This window comes from Capnocytophaga haemolytica (assembly GCF_001553545.1).
GTDB lineage: Bacteria > Bacteroidota > Bacteroidia > Flavobacteriales > Flavobacteriaceae > Capnocytophaga > Capnocytophaga haemolytica.
In genome coordinates this window covers 2,453,540-2,472,827 of the sequence record NZ_CP014227.1, presented here as the reverse complement: position 1 = coordinate 2,472,827, position 19,288 = coordinate 2,453,540, and the positions used below count along the sequence as shown (strand labels likewise).

General features: G+C 38.3%; 16 protein-coding genes and 1 pseudogene. 5 read left to right on the top strand and 12 right to left on the bottom strand.

The genetic code is table 11. The annotated features are described in order from the left end of the window. The first annotated feature begins 56 nt into the window (after positions 1-56). Positions 57-2,348 (top strand): tetratricopeptide repeat protein, encoded by a 2,292-nt coding sequence (locus AXF12_RS10910; protein ID WP_066431129.1) that lies wholly within the window; start codon positions 57-59, stop codon positions 2,346-2,348. Positions 2,349-2,443: 95 nt separating this feature from the next. After that, complete coding sequence (locus AXF12_RS10905) at positions 2,444-4,033, top strand: DUF5018 domain-containing protein (RefSeq protein ID WP_066431126.1); 1,590 nt, start codon at positions 2,444-2,446, stop codon at positions 4,031-4,033. Positions 4,034-4,161: 128 nt separating this feature from the next. Here the strand turns inward: AXF12_RS10905 and ilvA are convergent, their stop codons facing one another. The 6 genes from ilvA to smpB form a co-directional block, all read right to left on the bottom strand. Further along, positions 4,162-5,349 (bottom strand): threonine ammonia-lyase, encoded by a 1,188-nt coding sequence (gene ilvA, locus AXF12_RS10900; RefSeq protein ID WP_066431121.1) that lies wholly within the window; start codon positions 5,347-5,349, stop codon positions 4,162-4,164. Positions 5,350-5,474: 125 nt separating this feature from the next. Then, complete coding sequence (locus AXF12_RS10895) at positions 5,475-6,128, bottom strand: porin family protein (protein WP_066431119.1); 654 nt, start codon at positions 6,126-6,128, stop codon at positions 5,475-5,477. Positions 6,129-6,238: 110 nt separating this feature from the next. Continuing rightward, a complete protein-coding gene (locus AXF12_RS10890) occupies positions 6,239-7,042 on the bottom strand; it encodes a leucine-rich repeat domain-containing protein (RefSeq protein ID WP_074861033.1) in 804 nt (267 codons plus the stop codon). A 32-nt stretch (positions 7,043-7,074) separates the two neighbouring features. Next, positions 7,075-7,887: a leucine-rich repeat domain-containing protein gene (locus tag AXF12_RS10885; RefSeq protein ID WP_066432012.1), complete on the bottom strand. Its 813-nt coding sequence runs from the start codon at positions 7,885-7,887 to the stop codon at positions 7,075-7,077. A 700-nt stretch (positions 7,888-8,587) separates the two neighbouring features. Further along, positions 8,588-9,424 carry a leucine-rich repeat domain-containing protein gene (locus tag AXF12_RS10880; RefSeq protein ID WP_066431115.1) on the bottom strand — a complete coding sequence of 279 codons (837 nt, stop codon included), beginning with the start codon at positions 9,422-9,424 and terminating at the stop codon, positions 8,588-8,590. A gap of 135 nt (positions 9,425-9,559) precedes the next feature. After that, positions 9,560-10,015: an SsrA-binding protein SmpB gene (gene smpB / locus AXF12_RS10875; RefSeq protein WP_009410605.1), complete on the bottom strand. Its 456-nt coding sequence runs from the start codon at positions 10,013-10,015 to the stop codon at positions 9,560-9,562. 76 nt (positions 10,016-10,091) lie between these two features. On the opposite strand from smpB, the gene AXF12_RS10870 reads away from it, so the two are divergent. Beyond that, entirely contained in the window at positions 10,092-10,694 is a 603-nt protein-coding gene (locus AXF12_RS10870) for a M15 family metallopeptidase (RefSeq protein ID WP_053580750.1), read from the top strand. 71 nt (positions 10,695-10,765) lie between these two features. Here AXF12_RS10870 and AXF12_RS10865 read toward each other — a convergent pair whose 3' ends face one another. Beyond that, positions 10,766-11,944, bottom strand: a complete 1,179-nt coding sequence (locus tag AXF12_RS10865) for a glycoside hydrolase family 6 protein (protein ID WP_066432010.1) — start codon at positions 11,942-11,944, stop codon at positions 10,766-10,768. Positions 11,945-12,024: 80 nt separating this feature from the next. Next, positions 12,025-13,077, bottom strand: coding sequence for a glycoside hydrolase family 6 protein (locus AXF12_RS10860; protein WP_066431108.1), 1,053 nt, complete (start codon positions 13,075-13,077; stop codon positions 12,025-12,027). A gap of 557 nt (positions 13,078-13,634) precedes the next feature. Here AXF12_RS10860 and AXF12_RS10855 point away from each other — a divergent pair. After that, positions 13,635-14,550 (top strand): annotated as a pseudogene (locus tag AXF12_RS10855) (IS982 family transposase). 32 nt (positions 14,551-14,582) lie between these two features. Here AXF12_RS10855 and AXF12_RS10850 read toward each other — a convergent pair. Continuing rightward, the gene (locus AXF12_RS10850) at positions 14,583-15,368 is read right to left on the bottom strand and encodes a porin family protein (protein ID WP_066431107.1); all 786 of its coding nucleotides are present in this window, start codon (positions 15,366-15,368) and stop codon (positions 14,583-14,585) included. A gap of 5 nt (positions 15,369-15,373) precedes the next feature. On the opposite strand from AXF12_RS10850, the gene AXF12_RS10845 reads away from it, so the two are divergent. Continuing rightward, on the top strand, positions 15,374-16,267 hold the full coding sequence (locus tag AXF12_RS10845) for an IS5 family transposase (protein WP_231909903.1): 894 nt from the start codon (positions 15,374-15,376) through the stop codon (positions 16,265-16,267). Positions 16,268-16,398: 131 nt separating this feature from the next. On the opposite strand, the gene AXF12_RS10840 is transcribed toward AXF12_RS10845, so the two are convergent. Genes AXF12_RS10840 through AXF12_RS10830 form a run of 3 tightly spaced genes read right to left on the bottom strand, consistent with a single transcriptional unit; the run spans position 16,399 to position 19,168 of the window. Beyond that, the gene (locus tag AXF12_RS10840) at positions 16,399-17,202 is read right to left on the bottom strand and encodes a class I SAM-dependent methyltransferase (RefSeq protein ID WP_066431106.1); all 804 of its coding nucleotides are present in this window, start codon (positions 17,200-17,202) and stop codon (positions 16,399-16,401) included. Positions 17,203-17,261: 59 nt separating this feature from the next. Then, positions 17,262-18,485 (bottom strand): hypothetical protein, encoded by a 1,224-nt coding sequence (locus AXF12_RS10835; RefSeq protein WP_066431105.1) that lies wholly within the window; start codon positions 18,483-18,485, stop codon positions 17,262-17,264. 11 nt (positions 18,486-18,496) lie between these two features. Further along, entirely contained in the window at positions 18,497-19,168 is a 672-nt protein-coding gene (locus tag AXF12_RS10830) for a DUF6796 family protein (protein WP_066431104.1), read from the bottom strand. Between the last annotated feature and the right edge of the window lie 120 nt (positions 19,169-19,288).

The window sequence follows — 19,288 nt, the reverse complement described above, 5'->3', positions numbered from 1 at the left end:
TGGCTCACTTTTTGCTACACAAGTCTCAGCTTTTTAACTCTTAATTTTTTACTCAAATGAAAGCACTTCCCCTATTAGCACTATTTCCGCTATCTCTCATAGCCCAAAATCCTATTCCTGCTGGCTCTTACAATGCTAGCTCTCTTGGCAATGCTTTGGAGCTTAGGATTGGTAATAACAACACTTACGAATTGGTAGGCGCTTCGGGCAACTATACCTTAAAGGATAAAAAAATAGAGTTCTCTTCCGATGCGTCGTCTTTTTTGGTTGAGAAGAAACAGAGCAATAGCTCTCAGTTGCAAATTACCTTTAAAATAGGAACAGGGCTCTTTGGCGACCCACATTTCTTATATGTAGGCTACGAAAATAACAAAGGAGAAGTGGAATATGTGTGTGTACATAACAAAATCACTTCATTGGAAAATGTAGAAAAAACAAAAGACAGCAATGGAGTTGGTTACTATGTATTAGAAAGTTTTGAAGTGCCACGTACTGAAAACCTTTACTTAGTGAATGCCCATTCAGTAGCTTTCAACAATAAATCCAAAGAAGTAATTATTGAGAAATATCCTATCGGAAAGACAACCAATGCCGTGGAAGTAGAATTTTTAGGAACCAATAATATGCTTAATTTAAAAGGCACTTACAACCCCGATAAAGGAACGATTTCTCTTACCGAAGGTGATTCCGATAACGCAATTCTGTTCAGTAACAAGGCAAGCACTCCTAATCCAGCAAAAGTAGCCCGTAGCAATAAGGAAAATGTAAAGAATTGGAAATATCTCATCGCTTTTGAGGAAGAACAGGATATCCCCGAATATAATCCTGAAAAAAAAGCTAAGCAGAAAAGCCAAGCAGATATATCACTACCCAAGAACTTGAAAGCTGCCCTCGCTTCAGCCGATAAATATAGCCGTTTGGTAATAGTCTTCCAACAACCCGATAACAAAGAGGCTCAACAACAATTCGCTACCCTTTTTGCCAAATATAAAGAAGAAGGCGGGAGCAATGGCTATCAATTTAATGATAACGAACAATATAAAAGCTATCCGTATGAACTCTATTTGGCTACTACCAAAGATATGAAAACCCTCAAAGCCAAAGGCGTACCTACAGGTAACCAAATGGCTGTGCTTGACGTAGCCGGTGATCTGCTCTACAATCAGCCCTCTACTATCGAAGAGGTTGCCAATGACGAAATAGTAACAAGTGATTCTTACGGACAGCAGTTCGGTACAATAGCAATGGCTCGTGCGCTCGACAAAGCTTTGGGTAACCCTAAACTCTCTGTAAAAGACCTACAAGCTATTTTTACCACTTTCCTCAAAAAGGACAGCCAGCGTGTGTATTTGTTAGCTAAAAATCGTCCCGTGCAAAAAACAGGCGATGCTAATGAGGAAGAAGCCTTCGACTATATAGCGCAAGAGCAAGAAGATTACTTCTCCGATTTCAAAAACCCAAAAGGCATCTACCAAATGCAACTTACCCCCGAGCAAGTAACTACCCAATGGCAGCGCATCGTAAACGCTCATAAAAACGATAGCAAACTCGATTCCGCATATGCTTTCTTGCTTGCTCTTAATAGCAATGATAGCGATTATTATTACCGAATTTTCAATGCCGAAAAACCTGCTTCCCCTGCTGATGTAAATGCTATCGCTTATTTGGTGAAGTTCAGCGAGGAAATAAAAGCTCATAACGAAAAACTCATTCCTAAAAACGATGACTATACAGACTATCAACAACGCTTGGAGAAAGGCGTAATAGAAGCAAACTATGGACATTTCAGTACTCTTCTCGACCGCCTTGTATTCAACGACAAAACTCTTTTTGAACCTGTAAAAGCCGTTTATATCGAAGGTATCAAAAAGAACGTACTTACCGCTGATGATTACATCGATTTTCTCTATGAAAACAACATAGAAGAAGCCAGTGCTTATTTCGGCGAATACTATAAAAGCCTATTGAAGAGAGATAGTAACCTCATTGCAGCACTCGATAAGGCTTTTTCCGAAAACGATGAAGAAAACAGTTGGAAGTATTACAAAATGCGCTTTGCTAACCGCGCTAATAACATCGCTTGGAAAGTGTACGAAGAACATAAGCACGAGCCCGCTAAATTAGCAGAACCCTATCAGTGGGCAAGCTCAGCAGTACAGTTAGAACCTGAAAATCCTTATTACTTAGATACCCTTGCTCACCTCTTGTACACACGGGGTGAAAAACAAGAAGCTATTAAGCTCGAAGAAAAAGCCGTAAAACTCCTTTCAAAAACTAATGATGAATTTGAATCCCAACGCCAGGAGGTAAAAGCTAATCTCGAAAAGATGAAACGAGGAGAGATGTAGTACCTCATTTTCTCATTCCCTTATTTGCTCATTTGCTAATTACGTCTTATCTTTGCACTCTCTAATAGCAAGCAATTCAAAAAAATTTATCTACAATGAAAAAATTGTACGTTTTATGCATCTTGCTCATCGCTTTTGCGTGCAAGAAAGACAATGATGAAACGCTCCCACTGAGCGCTGAAAAAGACATTCTTTCGTTTGTCTTTACCGTAGAGGGTAACACTTATAGTGGTACTATCAGCAATACCGCTATCACCGCCCAATTACCTGAAGACACCGATGTCGCCTCCCTTACTCCTACCATCACGGTTTCTAAGGGCGCTACCGTAAGCCCCAATACAGGGATAGCACAAAACTTCTCTAAGGAAGTAACCTACACTGTAACCGCCGAAAACAAAAGTACTAAAACCTACAAAGTGCTGGTTACCACCGAAAAGACCGAACAACCGAAAGTCCCAATAGAAATTGGGTACGTTCCTAATGAATATACGGTAAACAAAGCAGGAGGTGAGGTGATTTTCTTCGAGGTAAACACACTACCCGTCAAAAAAGAGCAAATAAAAGTAAAGCTCCTTAAATACAGAAGCGCTCTCTCTTACGATCTCAAAGTACAAAAGATTGACAAAAAAGAAAGACGTGTATATGTGGTCTTGCCTGCGACTTATAAAAACGGTCAATACCGCTTTAAAGCAACCTTCGACAAAGAAGAAGTGGAAAGTGGTGTTTTTACCTTAGATAGTAGTGAAATAGTAATGCAGGTTTTAGATAATTTTCCTATGAGTGGAAAGTCTGTTACCTCTTTAGCAACCACCGATGTGCAAACTTTTAAAACACTGATATATGCTAACGCCGAAGCTTTAAAGAAATACACTTATTACTTGCGCAGAAACGGACAAGATTACCCGCTTACTGTAAAAGATATCTCAGGTTACAACCTCGAATTTAAGATGTTCAATACTCCTACTGGAGCTTTCAGCGGAGGTAATGACTTTAAGTTTGTAGTAAAAGGGGGTGCTAAAGAGCAAGTGCTTCCTTTTGTAAACAGCGACGGACAAGCGATAAACATAGTGCCTACCTATGCCCCAGTAATCAAATCACTTTCGAAGACTTTCCTAAAAACAAAAGATGAATTAATAGTAATAGGAGAAAACTTTGCCTATAGCAGTATGGATGATAATAATGATTACAGATTTTGCACCTTACTATTGATGCAAAATGGAGAAGAAAAAGCAACGCTTTTTGCTAATCATAAAACACCTACTGAGGCTACCTTTAAAATAGAAGACGATGTGCCTTCAGGTACTTATAAAGTAGTCTTCTCTTCACAAATAAAAAAGAAATCAGAGGTTTTTGGTCAAGAGATTACTATTCAAAAAGTTGTTCCTGAAACTCCTCCGCGCTTGAAAGTTAAAGGTACTGCTGAGCTTATAGACAAAGACGCCTCTTCCTACGCTAAACAAATTAATATTTTCTTTAATGAAGAAATAGGTAATGCTACTATAAAAGCTATTGTATTTCCTAATCTGAAAATAGAAAATATGACTAGATATCCAGCAGCAGTAAGTACACGTAGACTATCTGATAGTGAATACGACTATTTATTAAAAGACCTGCCCAAAGGCTATGTACTCATAGAAGAAAACGGCAAAGAATATAAAGCAGAATTCTCTTTGAGAAAAGTCTGAAGTCAATAAGTCCGTATATAGCTTAACAGAAAATAAAAAGACTTTGCCAAGGGGTTAATAGCCTGTCGTGCTATGACCCTTTGGCAAAGTCTTTTTTAGTAATCTAAAAGCGTTTGTTCTACTAACAACTACTTAGCAGTAATTTCGTACCCTTTATCTTTAAAAGCTCTTACCAACTGCTGGATATGGTCGGTACCGTTGGTCTCTACCGTAATAAGCACTTCTTTATCGCGGAAACGTGAGAGGTTCTTAAACTGGTTGTGGGCGAGTTTAACTACATTAGCTCCCACTTCTGCAATAATTTGAGTAATCTTAGCGAGTTCACCAGGGCGGTCAGGAATGCTTACCGAGAAGTTGAAAATACGGTCTCTGCTCACCAATCCCTTGCCTATCATCGAAGATATCATTAGCACATCTATATTGCCCCCACTTACTACAGGCACAACGTTCTTACCGCGGTCGGTGAGTTTTTTGAGTGCTGCCAAAGGTAATACGCCTGAGTTCTCAGCGATAAGCTTGTGCTTTTCTGCCAATAGCAAGAAAACTTCCGTAAGTTCATAGTCATCTACGGTCACCACCTCGTCTACATACTTCTTGATATACTCAAAATTAAGCTCTCCTATGCGCTTTACAGCAGTTCCATCAGCAATGGTATTGGCTTCGGGTAGGGTAACAAGCTTATTCTTTTTCAGTGCTTCAGTTGCCGAAGCAGCTCCTGAGGGTTCTACACCTACAATCTTAATATCGGGTTTAATCTGTTTAGCAGCGCAAGCAATCCCCGAAATAAGTCCGCCACCGCCTATAGGCACGACTATCACATCGGTGTTAGGCAGTTCTTCCAATATCTCTAAGGCAATAGTACCTTGTCCTTCCACCACATCAGGGTCGTTGAAAGGGTGTACAAACACGTAGCCTTCTTTCTCTTCCAGCTCTTTCGCTTTTTGGTAAGCATCGTCGTATACATCGCCGTAGAGCACTACTTCAGCACCGTACTTTTTAGTAGATTGCACTTTGATAAGAGGTGTAGTTTTAGGCATTACAATCACGGCTTTGATGCCCAATTCACGTGCTGCGTAGGCAACGCCTTGTGCGTGGTTTCCTGCTGAAGAAGCAATAACTCCTCTTTTTTTCTCTTCCTCAGTGAGTTTAAGGATTTTGTTATAAGCGCCACGAATCTTAAAAGCTCCTGTCTTTTGAAGGTTTTCGGGCTTGATGTAGATTTTGTTGCCAGATTCTTCTGAGAAGAGCGGACTATAAATAAGGTGTGTAGGGAGGAGCACACTCTTGAGGTGCTCACGTGCTGTGGTAAAGTTCATAATTAATTTATCAATTAGTCAATTAGCAAAATAAGTCAATTGTATTATTAGGGACAAATATATGAAATAGTTTTCAATTCACAATTACAAATGAAAAAATAACCAGTGGAAAGTGATGTACAAATTTAAAACTTATACGCTATACCTGAGGAAGTACTAAAAAAGTAAAACTTCGCTTTACTGAGGTCTAAAAACTCCTTGTTGTTATGCTCCGACACGTTAAACACGCTCATAGAAAACCGATGATCAAGAGTGAAAATCCAATGCTTACGCTCAAAGAGAATGCCTGCCCCTATATGCCACATCAGCAAGCTCTTCTTAAAACGACGGGTATCAGCAAACGAAATATCATAAGAGCTATCCAAACTAACCTCGCGCATCAAATAAAATTTAGGTGAAAAACCTGTTTGTACAAAACCTCTAATAGGTCGCTTGCCTTCATATTGTAACAAAAAAGGCATATCAAAATGCACAAAACGGTAGCCCGAATGAAAAGAACTACCTTGATATTTACCGTCAAAATCTACTTCGGCAATACTAAACATTCCTTCAATTTGGAATGTTAATCTTTCTTGTAGAGGAATCCTAATAAAACCTCCCGCATTTAAGTAATTTCTAAATTTACCAAAGCTTACAGATGAAGATGGTACATTTGGGGTAACAGGACGCATACTTTGTACCATAGTAAAAGGATAGGAAAAGCGTACTCCTATAGCCACTTGTGAAAAACCTATCGAAGTGATACTTAAAAAAGCAATAACAGTCAAAAAGCGTTTCATATAGTTTTGGATAAAAATTACAGAATTTAAAAATACCTAATAAATATCTAAGTCAAATACATCAATATAATCTTAATCTTTATATATGATATACCCCCCTCAATTATTATTTATTGTGCTTTCGGATATATCTTATCAGAAAAAGCACTCCAGAAAGTAGCTCTTTTGTATTGCTCTACCGAGCCTTTAGGTACGTATATCTTTTCTATACGAGTAGTCCTAAACGGGTTATTTACTAAGGCAGGAGGGTTTACAGCATTAATCGTTACTGTTTTAAGCTGTTGGCAATACCAAAAAGCATCATACCCTATAGTCTTCAGTGTTGCAGGCAAGACAACACTCTTCATCTCCGTACACCCCGAAATTCCTACAGTTTCTATATCAGTGAGTCCAGTATTTTCTAAGTTAATTTCTTTTAGATAATTCCACCCAATAGCGCCAAATCCTAATATTTCTACTTTATTGAAGTGTAATTCTTCGAGATTATAAGACATTGACAATACGCTATAGGGCAGTCTTTTTACATTAGGAAGGGAGAGTTTTCTAATTTTTGTTTTGAAGAAAGCTTTATCGCCAAAAACTACTGTAGCATTGGTATTGAAAGTAACAGTACCACTAAGGCTAGCTTCTTCAAAAGCGCTCTCTTCTATCTCCTTCAAGTTATTCGGAAAAGTAATCGACTGTAAGTTCTGATGTTCTTTAAAAGCCTCTTTCCCGATAGTGTTCACATTTCTGAGCTTCTCATCAGCTTGCATATCAAGCACTGTAGTATTCGCATTCTTCCATTTTATGAGTGTACGCCCATCAGCGCTGAGCTCATAATCAGCGGTAGAGTTACCGTTGTTGTCATCATCACTCTTCCGACAGCTCACCAAAGCAACCATCGTCAAAGCTAATAATAAAACTTTTCTCATTTTCAAATTTCCTAATTTTCTCATTCTTTAATTTAATTAATTGCCTGAATCTTCTCTGCAAAATCTTTCCAGCCTGTCGCTTTTTTGTATTGTTCTACCGAACCCTTAGGCACATAAATAGTAGGTATCACACTTTTATCGTTAGTGCCAAAAATACTATTTATATGCAAGGCAGGTGGATTTACCGCTTTAATAGTAATCTTTTTCAGCACTATGCATTGCCAAAAAGCATCTGATTCTATTCTATTAAGCGTCTTCGGTAAAGTAAGCTCTTTTAGCTTCCACATCCCCACAAAAGCCCCGTGCCCTATTTCAGTAAGCCCCGTCCCCTCGAAGGTAAGCGAGGCAGCATTGCAATCTCTCAGCGCAAAATCACCTAATTTCTTTATTTTGTTAAAAGTAACCTCTTTTAAATCCCTACAAACTGAAAAAGAATTGATACCTAACACACTCATATCGGGGAATGTTATCTTTTTCAGATGAGTGTGGTAGAAGCACTTTTCGCCAAAATCAACGGTAGCTTTCGTGTTAAAGACAACCTCACCGCTGAGGTTTGCATCTTCAAAAGCACTCTCTTCTATCTCCTTCAAGTTATTCGGGAATGTAATCGATTGGAGGTTCTGATGTTCTTTAAAAGCCCCTTTCCCGATAGTGTTCACATTTCTGAGCTTCTCATCAGCTTGCATATCAAGCACTGTAGTATTTGCATTTTTCCATTTGATAAGCGTACGCCCATCAGCGCTGAGCTCATAATCAGCGGTAGAGTTACGATTGCTGTCATCATCACTCTTCCGACAACTCACCAAAGCAACCATCGCCAAAGCTAATAATAAAACTTTTCTCATTGTATAATTATTTTTTATAGTATTTATCAATTTTTGTAAGCTACTAATTTTCTCTTTTTTCAAATTTACTAATCCACTAATTTCTCATCTGCTCGTCGCGCTATAACCTCACATTAACTCCGTCATTCGTTTCTTGTCATTCGTCATTTCTTCCCCTCCGCTGGCGCGAGCTTTTAGCTCGTGCTCTCCCTTGCTAATTTTCTAATTTGCTAATTCTCTAATTACCCCTTCTCCTTTCCGTCACTACATTCCCCCTCTCCTTGGGAGAGGGACGGGGTGAGGATTCTCTTTCTTTCGCCTCGAAACTCCGTTTTTACCATTTTTAATGGTGTTGTATTATAGTATGAATCAACTATTTATACACCCTTTCTATACCAATCGTCCAAGATTCGTATAAGCTTCCTATAAGCTCTCTATAAGCTAAGACCACCCTCCTTATACCCTTTTTTCACCAAAATCTCTCTCAGCTCTCTTCCGTTCTTTTCCGACATCTTTCGAAAGCTCCTAACAGTCCCAGCATATCACTTTTTCATCTCAAACTTTGGCAAAGTTTTAAACTTTGCCAAAGTTGATTATCGGTAGGTATTATTAACATTTCTGGTATTATTGACATTTACTCCATTTACTAATCTGTTAATTTCCTCATTTTCTAATTTTCTCATTCTCTCATTTCTCCCCCGTCTGTGTGGCTCGCACCTAATTATTTTGGTATCAACTGAATCTTATCAACTAAATTTTTCCAATTGTTATCTCCTTTGTATATATCCAATAAATCCTTAGGTTTTCTGGGGATATAAAAAGTAGGAAACTTAGTTTTAGCTATTCCAGAAAAAGGCTCTCCCTCTAAATACGGCGGGTAAAGCGCAAGAATAGTAACATTCTCTAACGAAGTACAGTTCGCAAACGATTTATCTCCTATCGTCTTTAAGTTCATAGTTACCGAAAGGATTGCCTTTTTTAAAAGTTTACAGTTAGCAAAAGCCTCTTTCCCTATATGAGTAACTCCCGCATCTGTTAAATCTACTAATTCAAGAGTTCCACAAGACGAAAAAGCCCCATCGCCTATAATACCCGTCCTTTTAAAAGTAACTTCTTTTAAGTTTCTACATTCAGCAAAAATCCGGTTAGATAACGCTTTAGTATTGGGGAGTACCACTTTTCTAATATTCGAACGATAAAAAACCCTCTCGCCAAAAACAACGTCTGAATAAGAGTTGAAGTTTACGCCATCACTGAGGTTTGTTCCTGAAAAGGCATCAGAACCTATTTCTTTTAAATTGTCCGAAAAAGTAATCGCTCTTAAACTTTTAAGGTCTTTAAAAGCATTTTCGGCAATAGTGTTTACTTTCCGCAAATTGCTATCCCCTTGCATATCAATAGAAATAGTACTACTATTAGTCCATTTTATTAAGGTAAGACCATCAGCACTGAGAGTGTAGTCATTAGGCGATACGTTTATCTCGTTACCGTTGTCATCGTTCTTACGACAACTCACCAAAGCAATAGCCACAAAGGCAAAAAAGAAGATTTTTCTCATTGTAAAATCATTTTTATGATGTTAAAGACGCCACAAAAGTACTAAATAAAGACCAATTAGCAATGAATAAAGACCAATTTTAATCACTAATCATTAACCATTAACCACTAATCATTAACCATTAATCATTAACCATTATTTCTTCATTAGCCTATCCAAGTTTCTCTTGTTATCACGGTCTTTAATAGTTTCGCGTTTATCGTACAATTTCTTACCGCGTACTAAGGCTATATCCATTTTAGCCAAACCTTTTTCGTTAATAAAGAGTTTGAGAGGTACAATAGTAAGCCCGCTATTTTTCACTTCTTTATTGAGTTTGCGAAGTTCTTTTTTCTGCAAAAGCAGTTTGCGTTCGCTTTTGGGGCGGTGGTTGTAATAGGTGCCAAAGTCATATGCTTCAATGGTAGAGTTAATTACGAAAAGCTCTCCTTTATCGTTAAACTCGCAAAAACTCTCAGCTATCGAGGCTTTTCCCATTCGTATAGACTTTATCTCGGTACCCACGAGCACAATCCCCGCCGTGTATTTGTCGAGGATTTCATATTCAAATTTTGCCCGTTTGTTGAGTATTTGTACTGTTTTCTGAATCATAGCACAAAAGTAGTAAATTTGTTACATATAGCAAGCTTTTTTAAGTTTTTTTGTACTTTTGCCGAAAATCACTCTTATGAAATACCTCTTACAACTTTTTATATTATTATCAGTGTCCTCACTTTTAGCGCAGCAGAATGATTTTGTGCTTCTCAGAAGTCTTTCTAATGACTTTGTATTCGATATGAAATACGCCACCCCCGATAATTTCCTCAAACAAGCAGTATATGATTGTGGTGAGTGTTATCTCCGCAAGAGTACTGCAAAGGCTTTGGTCAAAGCTAATGAAGAGTTTAAATCGTTGGGATACCGCATTAAATTGTTCGACTGCTACCGACCGCTTTCGGTACAGAAAAAGATGTGGAAGATACTTCCAGGTACCCACTACGTAGCAAACCCCGCGAAAGGCTCTAAACACAATCGCGGGGCTGCTGTCGATCTTACCCTTGTAGATGCACAAGGCAAGGAATTAGATATGGGTACTCCTTTTGATTTCTTTGGTAAAAAAGCACATCACACTTGCACGACCCTCCCTAAAAAGGTACTTGAGAATCGCAAGTTGTTGAAGGATGTACTCAATAAATATAACTTTAAATCTATTTTCTCAGAGTGGTGGCACTATGAGTACCGTCCCGAAATGCAATCTAAAGTCGAGGACTTCCAATGGCAATGTAAATAAAATGTCTCTTCTGTCGTGATACGACTCTTCACACACTTTGCCAAAGTTTCTAATTGCTTGCCGTGCTACGACTATTTTAAGTTTTGAGGTACTTCCAAAATCTCTATACTTTTTACTCTCATAGCGTTTTGCACCAAGTGTCTTGTATATTCAGGATAAGGAAGTCCCGCTGCGGGGGCTCCCATATTACATTCACCGTCAGAGCCACCTCCTCCGTTAATCCACAAATAAGCATCGGCGTGTGCACCTGTGGTTTTGGTAGTGCTACGTGGACCTAAAGCTGCATTAAAGTTATTGCAAGAGTTATAAGGAGCATTTGCATTTTGGTGTTTAGGTCTATTAATACCACTGCGCCCTGTGTCAATCACGTAATGTACATCTTTAAAACCTTTAGAAGCTAAGTAAGTTACAAATCTTTCTGCTCCTGCTTGTTCTTCAGCAGTGCCTCCTAAGCCCGAAACATTCAGTGCGAAACCACGCATATATTTTAAACCTCCATCTATAATGGCATTGGCAACAGCTTCAGGGTGTTTTGTGACCAAATCAGAATTCCCAGCGTGAATATAGCTCACTACATTAGGGTTGTTCTTATTTAGTTTTTCGGCGGCATAATTAAGCAGTTCAGCACGCTCATTGTATTTAGCTGAGCCTCTTGGGTGACCGCAGTAGTTAATGGCATCAGGTTCAATAATAACCACCGCACGGCGTTGTCCAATAATGGCACTTACACGGTCTATCCACTCTTTGTAAGAAGCAGCATTAGGGTGCCCTCCTTTTGAAAACGACCCACAATCGCGATTGGGAATACCGTAAAGCACCACAATAGGCGTTTTGCGGGCGCGTTCAGCTCCTTCAACGAAGTTTTTAAGCCAACGGTCATTTTTCTCTTTACCACCACTACCAGGACTAACACCGCCGTCATACCAACCTCCGCAGGGCGTACCATACACTTGGTAATACAGCTTTTTCAACTCGGCATTTTTTTCTTTTTTTACTACGTCTAACCGAGAGGGCTCCAAGTAAAAATCCCAGTCATAAGCTACCGGCTTTTTACCTTGTGGTGGGTTAGGTGGAATAGGAGGAGTAACCGGAGGTGTAATAGGAGGTGTAGTAGGGGTCTGAGTAGTAGGAGTTTGTGTAGTAGAGGTTTGCGTTGTTGGAGTCTGTGTAGAGGGGTCGCTCTCTTCCCCTGATTTTTCACAGGCGGTCATTACCCATAAAAAAGCTACTAAGGATAGTAATTTATTCATAATCATTAATCTTATTTATCTGTATTATTCTTATCTTTGCAATGATAAAGGTTATTTTATAATTGCCTGTCGTGTTACGACTATTTTAAGTTTTGAGGTACTTCCAAAATCTCTATACTTTTCACTCTCATAGCGTTTTGCACCAAGTGTCTCGTATATTCAGGATAAGGCTTTCCCGCTTTTGGGGCTCCCATATTACATTCACCGTCAGAGCCACCTCCTCCGTTAATCCACAAATAAGCATCGGCGTGTGCACCTGTGGTTTTGGTAGTGCTACGTGGGCCTAAAGCTGCATTAAAGTTATTGCAAGAGTTATAAGGAGCATTTGCATTCTGGTGTTTAGGTCTATTGATACCACTGCGCCCTGTGTCAATCACGTAACGCACTTTGTCAAAACCTTTAGAAGCTAAGTAATTTACAAATTTCTCGGCTCCTGCTTGTTCTTCAGCAGTGCCTCCTAAGCCCGAAACATTCAGTGCGAAACCACGCATATATTGTAAGCCTCCATCTATAATGGCATTAGCAACAGCTTCAGGGTGTTGGGTAACCAAAACAGAATTCCCAGCGTGAATATAGCTCGCTACATTAGGGTTATTCTCTTTTAGCTTTCTTGCACAATAAGTAAGCAAATCAGCGCGTTCTTTGTATTCAGCCGAGCCCTTTTTATGTCCGCAGTAGTTAATAGCATCGGGTTCGATAATTACTACTGCACGGCGTTGTCCAATAATGGCACTTACGCGGTCTATCCACGCTCTGTAAGAAGCAGCATTAGGGTGTCCGCCTCCTGAGAACGACCCACAATCGCGATTGGGGATACCGTAAATCACCACAATAGGCGTTTTGCGAGCGTGTTCAGCTCCTTCAACAAAATTCTTCAGATAGAGGTCGCTATCCTTACTGTTTGGGTTAATTCCATCATACCAATCTCCGCAGGGCGTACCATATACTTGGTAATACAGTTTTTTCAACTCGGCATTTTTTTCATTTTTTACTGCATATAACCGAGAAGGTTTCAAATAAAAATCCCAATCATAAGGTATTTGAGTTTGCGTATTTTGGGGCGTATCTTCCCCTGATTTTTCACAGGCAGTCATTACCCATAAAAAAGCTATTAAGGCTAGTAATTTCTTCATAATCTTTAATCTTATTTATGTCTTAATTTGGCAAAGATAGGAATTTATTTTCATTTACCCAAAATTATTTTCTAATTAATTTTTCCAGTCATTTTCCTCCGTTTGCTCTTCGCTTTTTCACCACCTTGTCTCTACTTTTCCTTTGTTCATTGTCTATCTGCCGTATGGCTCGCACCGTCATTTATCCGTTTATATGTACGAACTTTGCCAAAGTTTCAAAATTTGCCAAAGTTGAAATCTACTAATAACCCTCTTTTTATTTCTATCTTAGCTTTAACTTACTTTCATTTTTTCTCCCTCATTTGTTCGTCATTTGTTCGTCTGCCCGTGCGGCTCGCACCGTCATTTGTTCGTTCATTGTTCGTTCATTGTTCGTCTTTCCTATAAGCTCTTTATATCTACATTATTTTATTCTCCCGCCCCCATTTGCTAATTGACTCATTTACTAATTTAACGTGAGTTCGACGTAAGAAAAGTTATTTTTTATTTGCAAAAAAGGGATAGTTTTAGTAACTTTGTAGTTTGAAAATCAAAAGTTTAACTAAAAATCTATCCCTATGTTATCAAGCCACAAAGTTACGGAAATTTTCTTTATAATAGACGAATTTGACAAGAATTTTGAAAAAATAGTCTCTGACCATAGCCTTGTGCAAAATACTGACTTAAAACAGAGAAATCGTAAATCAACTTTATCTGATAGTGAGGTTATGACTATTCTAATTCTCTTTCATTCAGGTCATTATAGAGATTTAAAACATTACTATATCAATCACATAAAGAAGCATATGAAAAGGTGAATTCCCACAAACTGTATCCTACAATCGATTCGTTGAATTGCAAAAGAAAGTAGTTGTAAAATTAGCTATATTCTTGAAAATGTTTTGTTTAGGAAAATGTACTGGCATTTCGTATATTGATTCTACCCCCATAAGAGTTTGTCATATCAAATGTGAAAAACAACATAAAGTATTCAAAGAATTTGCCCAAAAAGGACAATGTTTTTTAGGCTGGTTCTATGGATTTAAGTTACATCTAATCATTAATGATAAAGGTGAAATACTTGATTTTATAATAACACCAGGCAACATAGATGATCGTAAACCTCTGTCTGATATGAACTTACATAAGAGAATCTTTGGAAAACTCTTTGGAGATAAGGGGTATATCAGCAAAGATTTATTTGAACAATTATTTATTGATGGGGTACATTTAATCACTAAGATTAAAAAGAATATGAAAAATAGCTTGATGCTCTTACAAGACAAAATAGCACTTAGAAAACGTGCTTTGATAGAAACAGTAAATGACGAATTAAAAAACATTTGTCAAGTAGAGCATACAAGACATCGTTCTTTTGATAATTTTATAACTAACTTATTATCAGGACTTATAGCTTATTCTTTCTTTGATAAAAAGCCTTCTATTAATTTGCAAGAAGACATTGTTGATCTAAAAAGACTCGTTGCTGCTTAAATCGAACTCACGTTAATATATGTTGTTAAAAATTAAAATTCTTGCTTTTGTACATTAGCCTCAGCAGGAATACTGTCATTCGTCACTGTTGGGAGCTCTTCCTGAGGGAGAGTCCTTTCTAAAGGCAATGCTTTCTTTTTAAAAGGTTTGTAACCTACTCCTAAAGAAAACGCAAAATAATAGCTTTGCGCCTTACTGAAATCAATATCAGGGGTGTTCTTTTCAGAAGTAAGTGGTGTAAGGTTGGTAGCGAGTCTTCCATCAGCAGTAAAAACCCAATCTCTTCTGTTCCATAAAACACCTCCCCCAACATTTAAATTGAGAACAACCCTATTAAAAAAGCTCGTAACATTATGGTCGCCTTTTTCTAAAACAGCAGAATATTTTGCTGAAGTTAAGAATTTAGGAGCAATGCCTAATTGTACAAATCCTCTTACGGTGCGTTTCCCTTCCCATTGTAACAGGATAGGAACCTCAGCATACCAAAATTCGTATGTTCCGCGATCAGAGAGAAGTTCTTCTATTGTTTCCTCTTGATGAAAAAACCAAACCCCTTCACGTTTGAACAACGCCTCTGTTTGCAGTGCCCAATGTGTTTTTAGAGGCACACGCATAAAAGCCCCTATATTAACCACTCCCATATAAAACTCACCAAAAATACCTCCTCCATTTCTAATTCCCTTAGGTGTATTTGCAATTTGATGTTTCATTACATTAACTGCTATAAACGGATTAGCAACTTTCACCCCTACGGCTATTTGGCTATAGCTAAATGCCGAAATACTTAAAAGCATAGCAGTAATTAAAAAACGTTTCATAATATATGTTAAACCTGTTTAAACTTTTCAAAAATAAAGAAGTTCCAGAATTTTTAGTACTTTTGTATTGTCAAACTAAAAATCTAAAAAAAACTGGAACTATGTGCAAAGATACAATAATTAATTGGATTATACCTTTTTTGAGTGTAGGAAAACGAGGATTTTCTTCAAAATTCTGTCTTATGAAAATTATTACACTGATTTTTAAGAGATTAAAAACAGGATGTCAGTGGAGAGAAATTCCTATAAAAGAGCAATTTGAAGAGGGAGAAATCTCTTGGAACACCATCTATTACTACTTTAACAAGTGGAGCAAAGACGGCTCATTTCAGAGGGTATGGCTTAATATTTTAGAGAAAAACAAGAGTAAGTTAGATCTTTCTTGTGCTCAAATAGATGGTAGCCATAGTAAGACAAAAGGAGGAGAAAGTAGAGGGTTTCAAGGTAGAAAAGCAGCTAATACGACAAATACTATTTTCCTTTGTGATAATCAGGGACAAATGTTAGCAATGAGTCCTCCAATGGCAGGAAATCATAATGACCTGTACGAAATAGAGAAGAATCTAAAGGCTATTTTTGAGTTCTTAGAACAGGCTGATATAAATACAGAGGGACTATTTATAAATGCAGATGAAGGTTTTGATAGTCAGTCAGTTAGAGATTATTTAGAGAGCAAAGATATTGTTGCTAATATCAAGGGAAACCCAAGAAATGGAGGTGAAAGAGATAATTATTTTGATGAAAAGTTATACGAAAGAAGATTTACAATAGAAAGGGCTAATGCTTGGATAGATGGGCAAAAAGCTTTATTGGTCAGATATGAAAAGTTAGATGTCAATTGGGTGGCGATGCATCTATTAGCATTCAGTTTTTTCTTCCTTAGAAAGATAAAAGTTTAAACAGGTTCAACTAAAATTTCTGTTTTGAAAGCACAAAAGTAATAATAATTATTTAATCTCCTAATTTTTTTACTACTTTTATTTTCTATATATTATCTAAAACGTTATATATCAAACATTTATTATGTTATTTACCTTATCTCTAATCTCACCACTCTCTGGTTAAATCGCCTATAAAAATACGGAATCTTATATAGCATACGGAAGATAAATGGGTAGCGTCCTTGGTCGTACTTACTCATAAAGTACTCTTTCGCCACGTGCAACTTAGGGTGCCACTGCTCCATCGCCTCGCTATACTTTTCACTCCATTGAAATTCAGGGCGCCTGTCTTTATCCATTGCTTTTAGTGTATCGTGGTTCTTAGCGTGCCCTACTAAGGCATAAGCGAGCATATCAAAAAGAATAGTAGCTTCAGTAAATGCTTCACAGAGATGTATCATAAAATCTTTTACCTCAAACGGAGGGAAATACATCAGCACCCCCTCAACAATAATGAGTATCGGTTTGTGGTGAGCTTTTACTTTCTCTATCCATTCAGTATTAAAGAGAGACATTTCTAAAAAACTACGTCTTTCACTCTCCTCAAAAAACTGACGCCGGATAGCAATCACCTCAGGCAAATCGAGGTCGTACCAAAGGGTAAGTTCCGGACAGCCCAAACGCTCATAACGAGCATCGAGACCCGTCCCCAATTGTATTATTACTGCATCGGGGTGTTGCTCTATAAAAGCACGTGTTTCTTCGTCTATCAGGTGAGCGCGCACACACACGCCTGCTTGGGAGAATTTACCTTTCTTGAACCGGCTAAAATCATAGTCTATTTTGTTTATAATCTCAGCAGCCTTCTCATCGCGCAACAGCGGTTGAGGTTCTTTATTTTCAGTAGCTTTTGCCCATAAAGTAATGAGCATTGTTTCGGGTATTTTGTTCATAGATGTTAGAGGTTAGAATCAGACCTGTTCGACTCGTTCGACAGGTCTGATTCTAAAAATTAGAACTCGTGAAAGAAAGCGGGATTTCCAGTAGTGCTAAGCACTTGTTCTACGGTTTCGGTAGCAGGATTGAAATCGAATAAGCCTCTTTTATCAGTGCCGAAAGCGCCAAAGAGTACTCTATCTTTCAGTTTGGTGATGAGAATACTATGTCCGTCAGTAAGCGGAACGCCCCTTATCTGGCTAATAGATTTGTTGTTGAAATTTATGAGTACTGCCATAGCGTTTTTAGCGGTGTAGGGGTTTGCTCCGTTGAGTTCTATTATACCTACATAAGCTACTGCTTTACCTCCCCCTATATACAAACAGTTGTACACGCTAGCAGGCTTGTAATTAGTGCCTGCAATAGGGGTAGTAGAAATATCCCACGATTTGCTACTGTCGAATTCAGTCTTGCCTTTGGGAATACAGAGGAAACCGCATTTAGTATTGTCTTTGGAATATCCAAAATAACCTGCGGTAGCTATATAAAGGTCACCTGCTTCATTGGTAAAGAGCATTCCTTTACATTGTGCCATAGGGCGAGTGGGAAAAGTGAGTTTGGTAGTGGTTTCCGATACTACTTTCTCTACCATATCAGTTTGAGGGTCGATGATAGCCACATCACACTGTTGGTAGTCGGCGTAAGGTTGCCAACCTGCTCCAGGGTTGATTTGGTTGAGACATAGGTAATACTTGCCATCGCGAATAATCCCCATAGCAGGCTCAGGACTACTGTCGCCGTGAGCGTATTGGGCGAGATTGATTTCTCCTGTTTTTTGCATTGTCTGTGGGTTGATAATCCACACCACGCCTTGTGTGTACATAGGTACATAGGCTTTGGTAGCACTTACTTTTTCGAGATGACCTACCATCGAATTAGAAAGCCCTGCGAGATTTGCTCCTTTGGTGAGCTTTTTGGTAGTAGGGTCGTAAGTATATTGGGTGATACCGCCGACACCTTTCATAGTGTCGAAAAGATAAACACTTTTCCCTTCTACTTGTATCGAAGAGCCAAACTCTATTTGTTCAGCTTGCAAATTATCAATGCTTCCCGATAGCTTGCTAAAGAGCTGCAAGTAAGAGCTACCGCTCATGCCATCAGGATTCTTTACCGAAGTTTCCAAGAGGTATTTACCACTACCTCCTTTTAGAATATTTTGTGTGGTGTTGTTGTCGTCTTTCTTGCAACCCACCGTGAGAAGTGCTAAAGAGCACACAGTTAAAAATACTTTTGAATACATAAAATTAGTTTTTAATTATTATTATTAGTTGTTAGACTTGTCTGACCTTTAAAAAGTAGCAACCCTATAAACATCAAGGCATTACCCAAGCTGATAGCCGATACATTCAATCCGTTTTTAATAGCCGAATCTGGTAACAAATAGGCTATAAGATGAATGATGCCAATACCTATAAACATATTGAAAAAGGCTGCTACGCGAGGATAAACGGTCTTTTTCCTTACAAAAGCTATGAACTGTGAGATGTTCATCAGTAGGAAAAAGACGATAAAAATGTAATAGCAAGGCACTAATACATTATTAGAAAAGGTAGTAGCTATATTGTGAGCTAAGGTTGCATCGGTGGGGTAAAGCTGTTTGTAGATAAGCATCACCACAGCACAATTAAGGTGCACCCCACAAGCTGCCATTACCAGCCACCCCCAGATACCTACTTTGTAAAGCTTTGAGAGCGTTTCACTACCTTCTTTCATCAACTTGTAAATTTGCCAATACCCTATGCACTGCAGAGGGATACCTATCACACCTAAGAATCCTCCCCACATAATGCGTGATAGGGGTAAGGTAAGTGAGAAGTTCATCAGTGATTTTTCAGGGTTTTCTACCTGAATGTACCCCAATAGCATATCACCGGAGAAAGTAATAAGTGAGGCTATTAAGCCTAAAATAAATCTTTTTTTCATATATAATTGTTTTTCATCTTTTGCTTCACTTTTTATAGCCAGCCAATCAGAATTGGTTTGTAAAATTTTCGTCCTACACTTTAAATTCGCTTTAGATTCGCTTTTAATTTATTGTAGAGC

Bases quoted from the DNA above. Each gene is read 5' to 3' on its own strand.
- AXF12_RS10830 (WP_066431104.1), bottom strand. From the start codon at position 19,168: ATGAAAAAAAGATTTATTTTAGGCTTAATAGCCTCACTTATTACTTTC.
- ilvA (WP_066431121.1), bottom strand. From the start codon at position 5,349: ATGAACTTTACCACAGCACGTGAGCACCTCAAGAGTGTGCTCCTCCCT.
- AXF12_RS10860 (WP_066431108.1), bottom strand. From the start codon at position 13,077: ATGAAGAAATTACTAGCCTTAATAGCTTTTTTATGGGTAATGACTGCC.
- AXF12_RS10890 (WP_074861033.1), bottom strand. From the start codon at position 7,042: ATGAGAAAAGTTTTATTATTAGCTTTGACGATGGTTGCTTTGGTGAGC.
- AXF12_RS10865 (WP_066432010.1), bottom strand. From the start codon at position 11,944: ATGAATAAATTACTATCCTTAGTAGCTTTTTTATGGGTAATGACCGCC.
- AXF12_RS10870 (WP_053580750.1), top strand. From the start codon at position 10,092: ATGAAATACCTCTTACAACTTTTTATATTATTATCAGTGTCCTCACTT.
- AXF12_RS10880 (WP_066431115.1), bottom strand. From the start codon at position 9,424: ATGAGAAAAATCTTCTTTTTTGCCTTTGTGGCTATTGCTTTGGTGAGT.
- AXF12_RS10910 (WP_066431129.1), top strand. From the start codon at position 57: ATGAAAGCACTTCCCCTATTAGCACTATTTCCGCTATCTCTCATAGCC.
- AXF12_RS10905 (WP_066431126.1), top strand. From the start codon at position 2,444: ATGAAAAAATTGTACGTTTTATGCATCTTGCTCATCGCTTTTGCGTGC.
- AXF12_RS10895 (WP_066431119.1), bottom strand. From the start codon at position 6,128: ATGAAACGCTTTTTGACTGTTATTGCTTTTTTAAGTATCACTTCGATA.
- AXF12_RS10835 (WP_066431105.1), bottom strand. From the start codon at position 18,485: ATGTATTCAAAAGTATTTTTAACTGTGTGCTCTTTAGCACTTCTCACG.
- smpB (WP_009410605.1), bottom strand. From the start codon at position 10,015: ATGATTCAGAAAACAGTACAAATACTCAACAAACGGGCAAAATTTGAA.
- AXF12_RS10885 (WP_066432012.1), bottom strand. From the start codon at position 7,887: ATGAGAAAAGTTTTATTATTAGCTTTGGCGATGGTTGCTTTGGTGAGT.
- AXF12_RS10845 (WP_231909903.1), top strand. From the start codon at position 15,374: ATGTTAAACCTGTTTAAACTTTTCAAAAATAAAGAAGTTCCAGAATTT.
- AXF12_RS10850 (WP_066431107.1), bottom strand. From the start codon at position 15,368: ATGAAACGTTTTTTAATTACTGCTATGCTTTTAAGTATTTCGGCATTT.
- AXF12_RS10840 (WP_066431106.1), bottom strand. From the start codon at position 17,202: ATGAACAAAATACCCGAAACAATGCTCATTACTTTATGGGCAAAAGCT.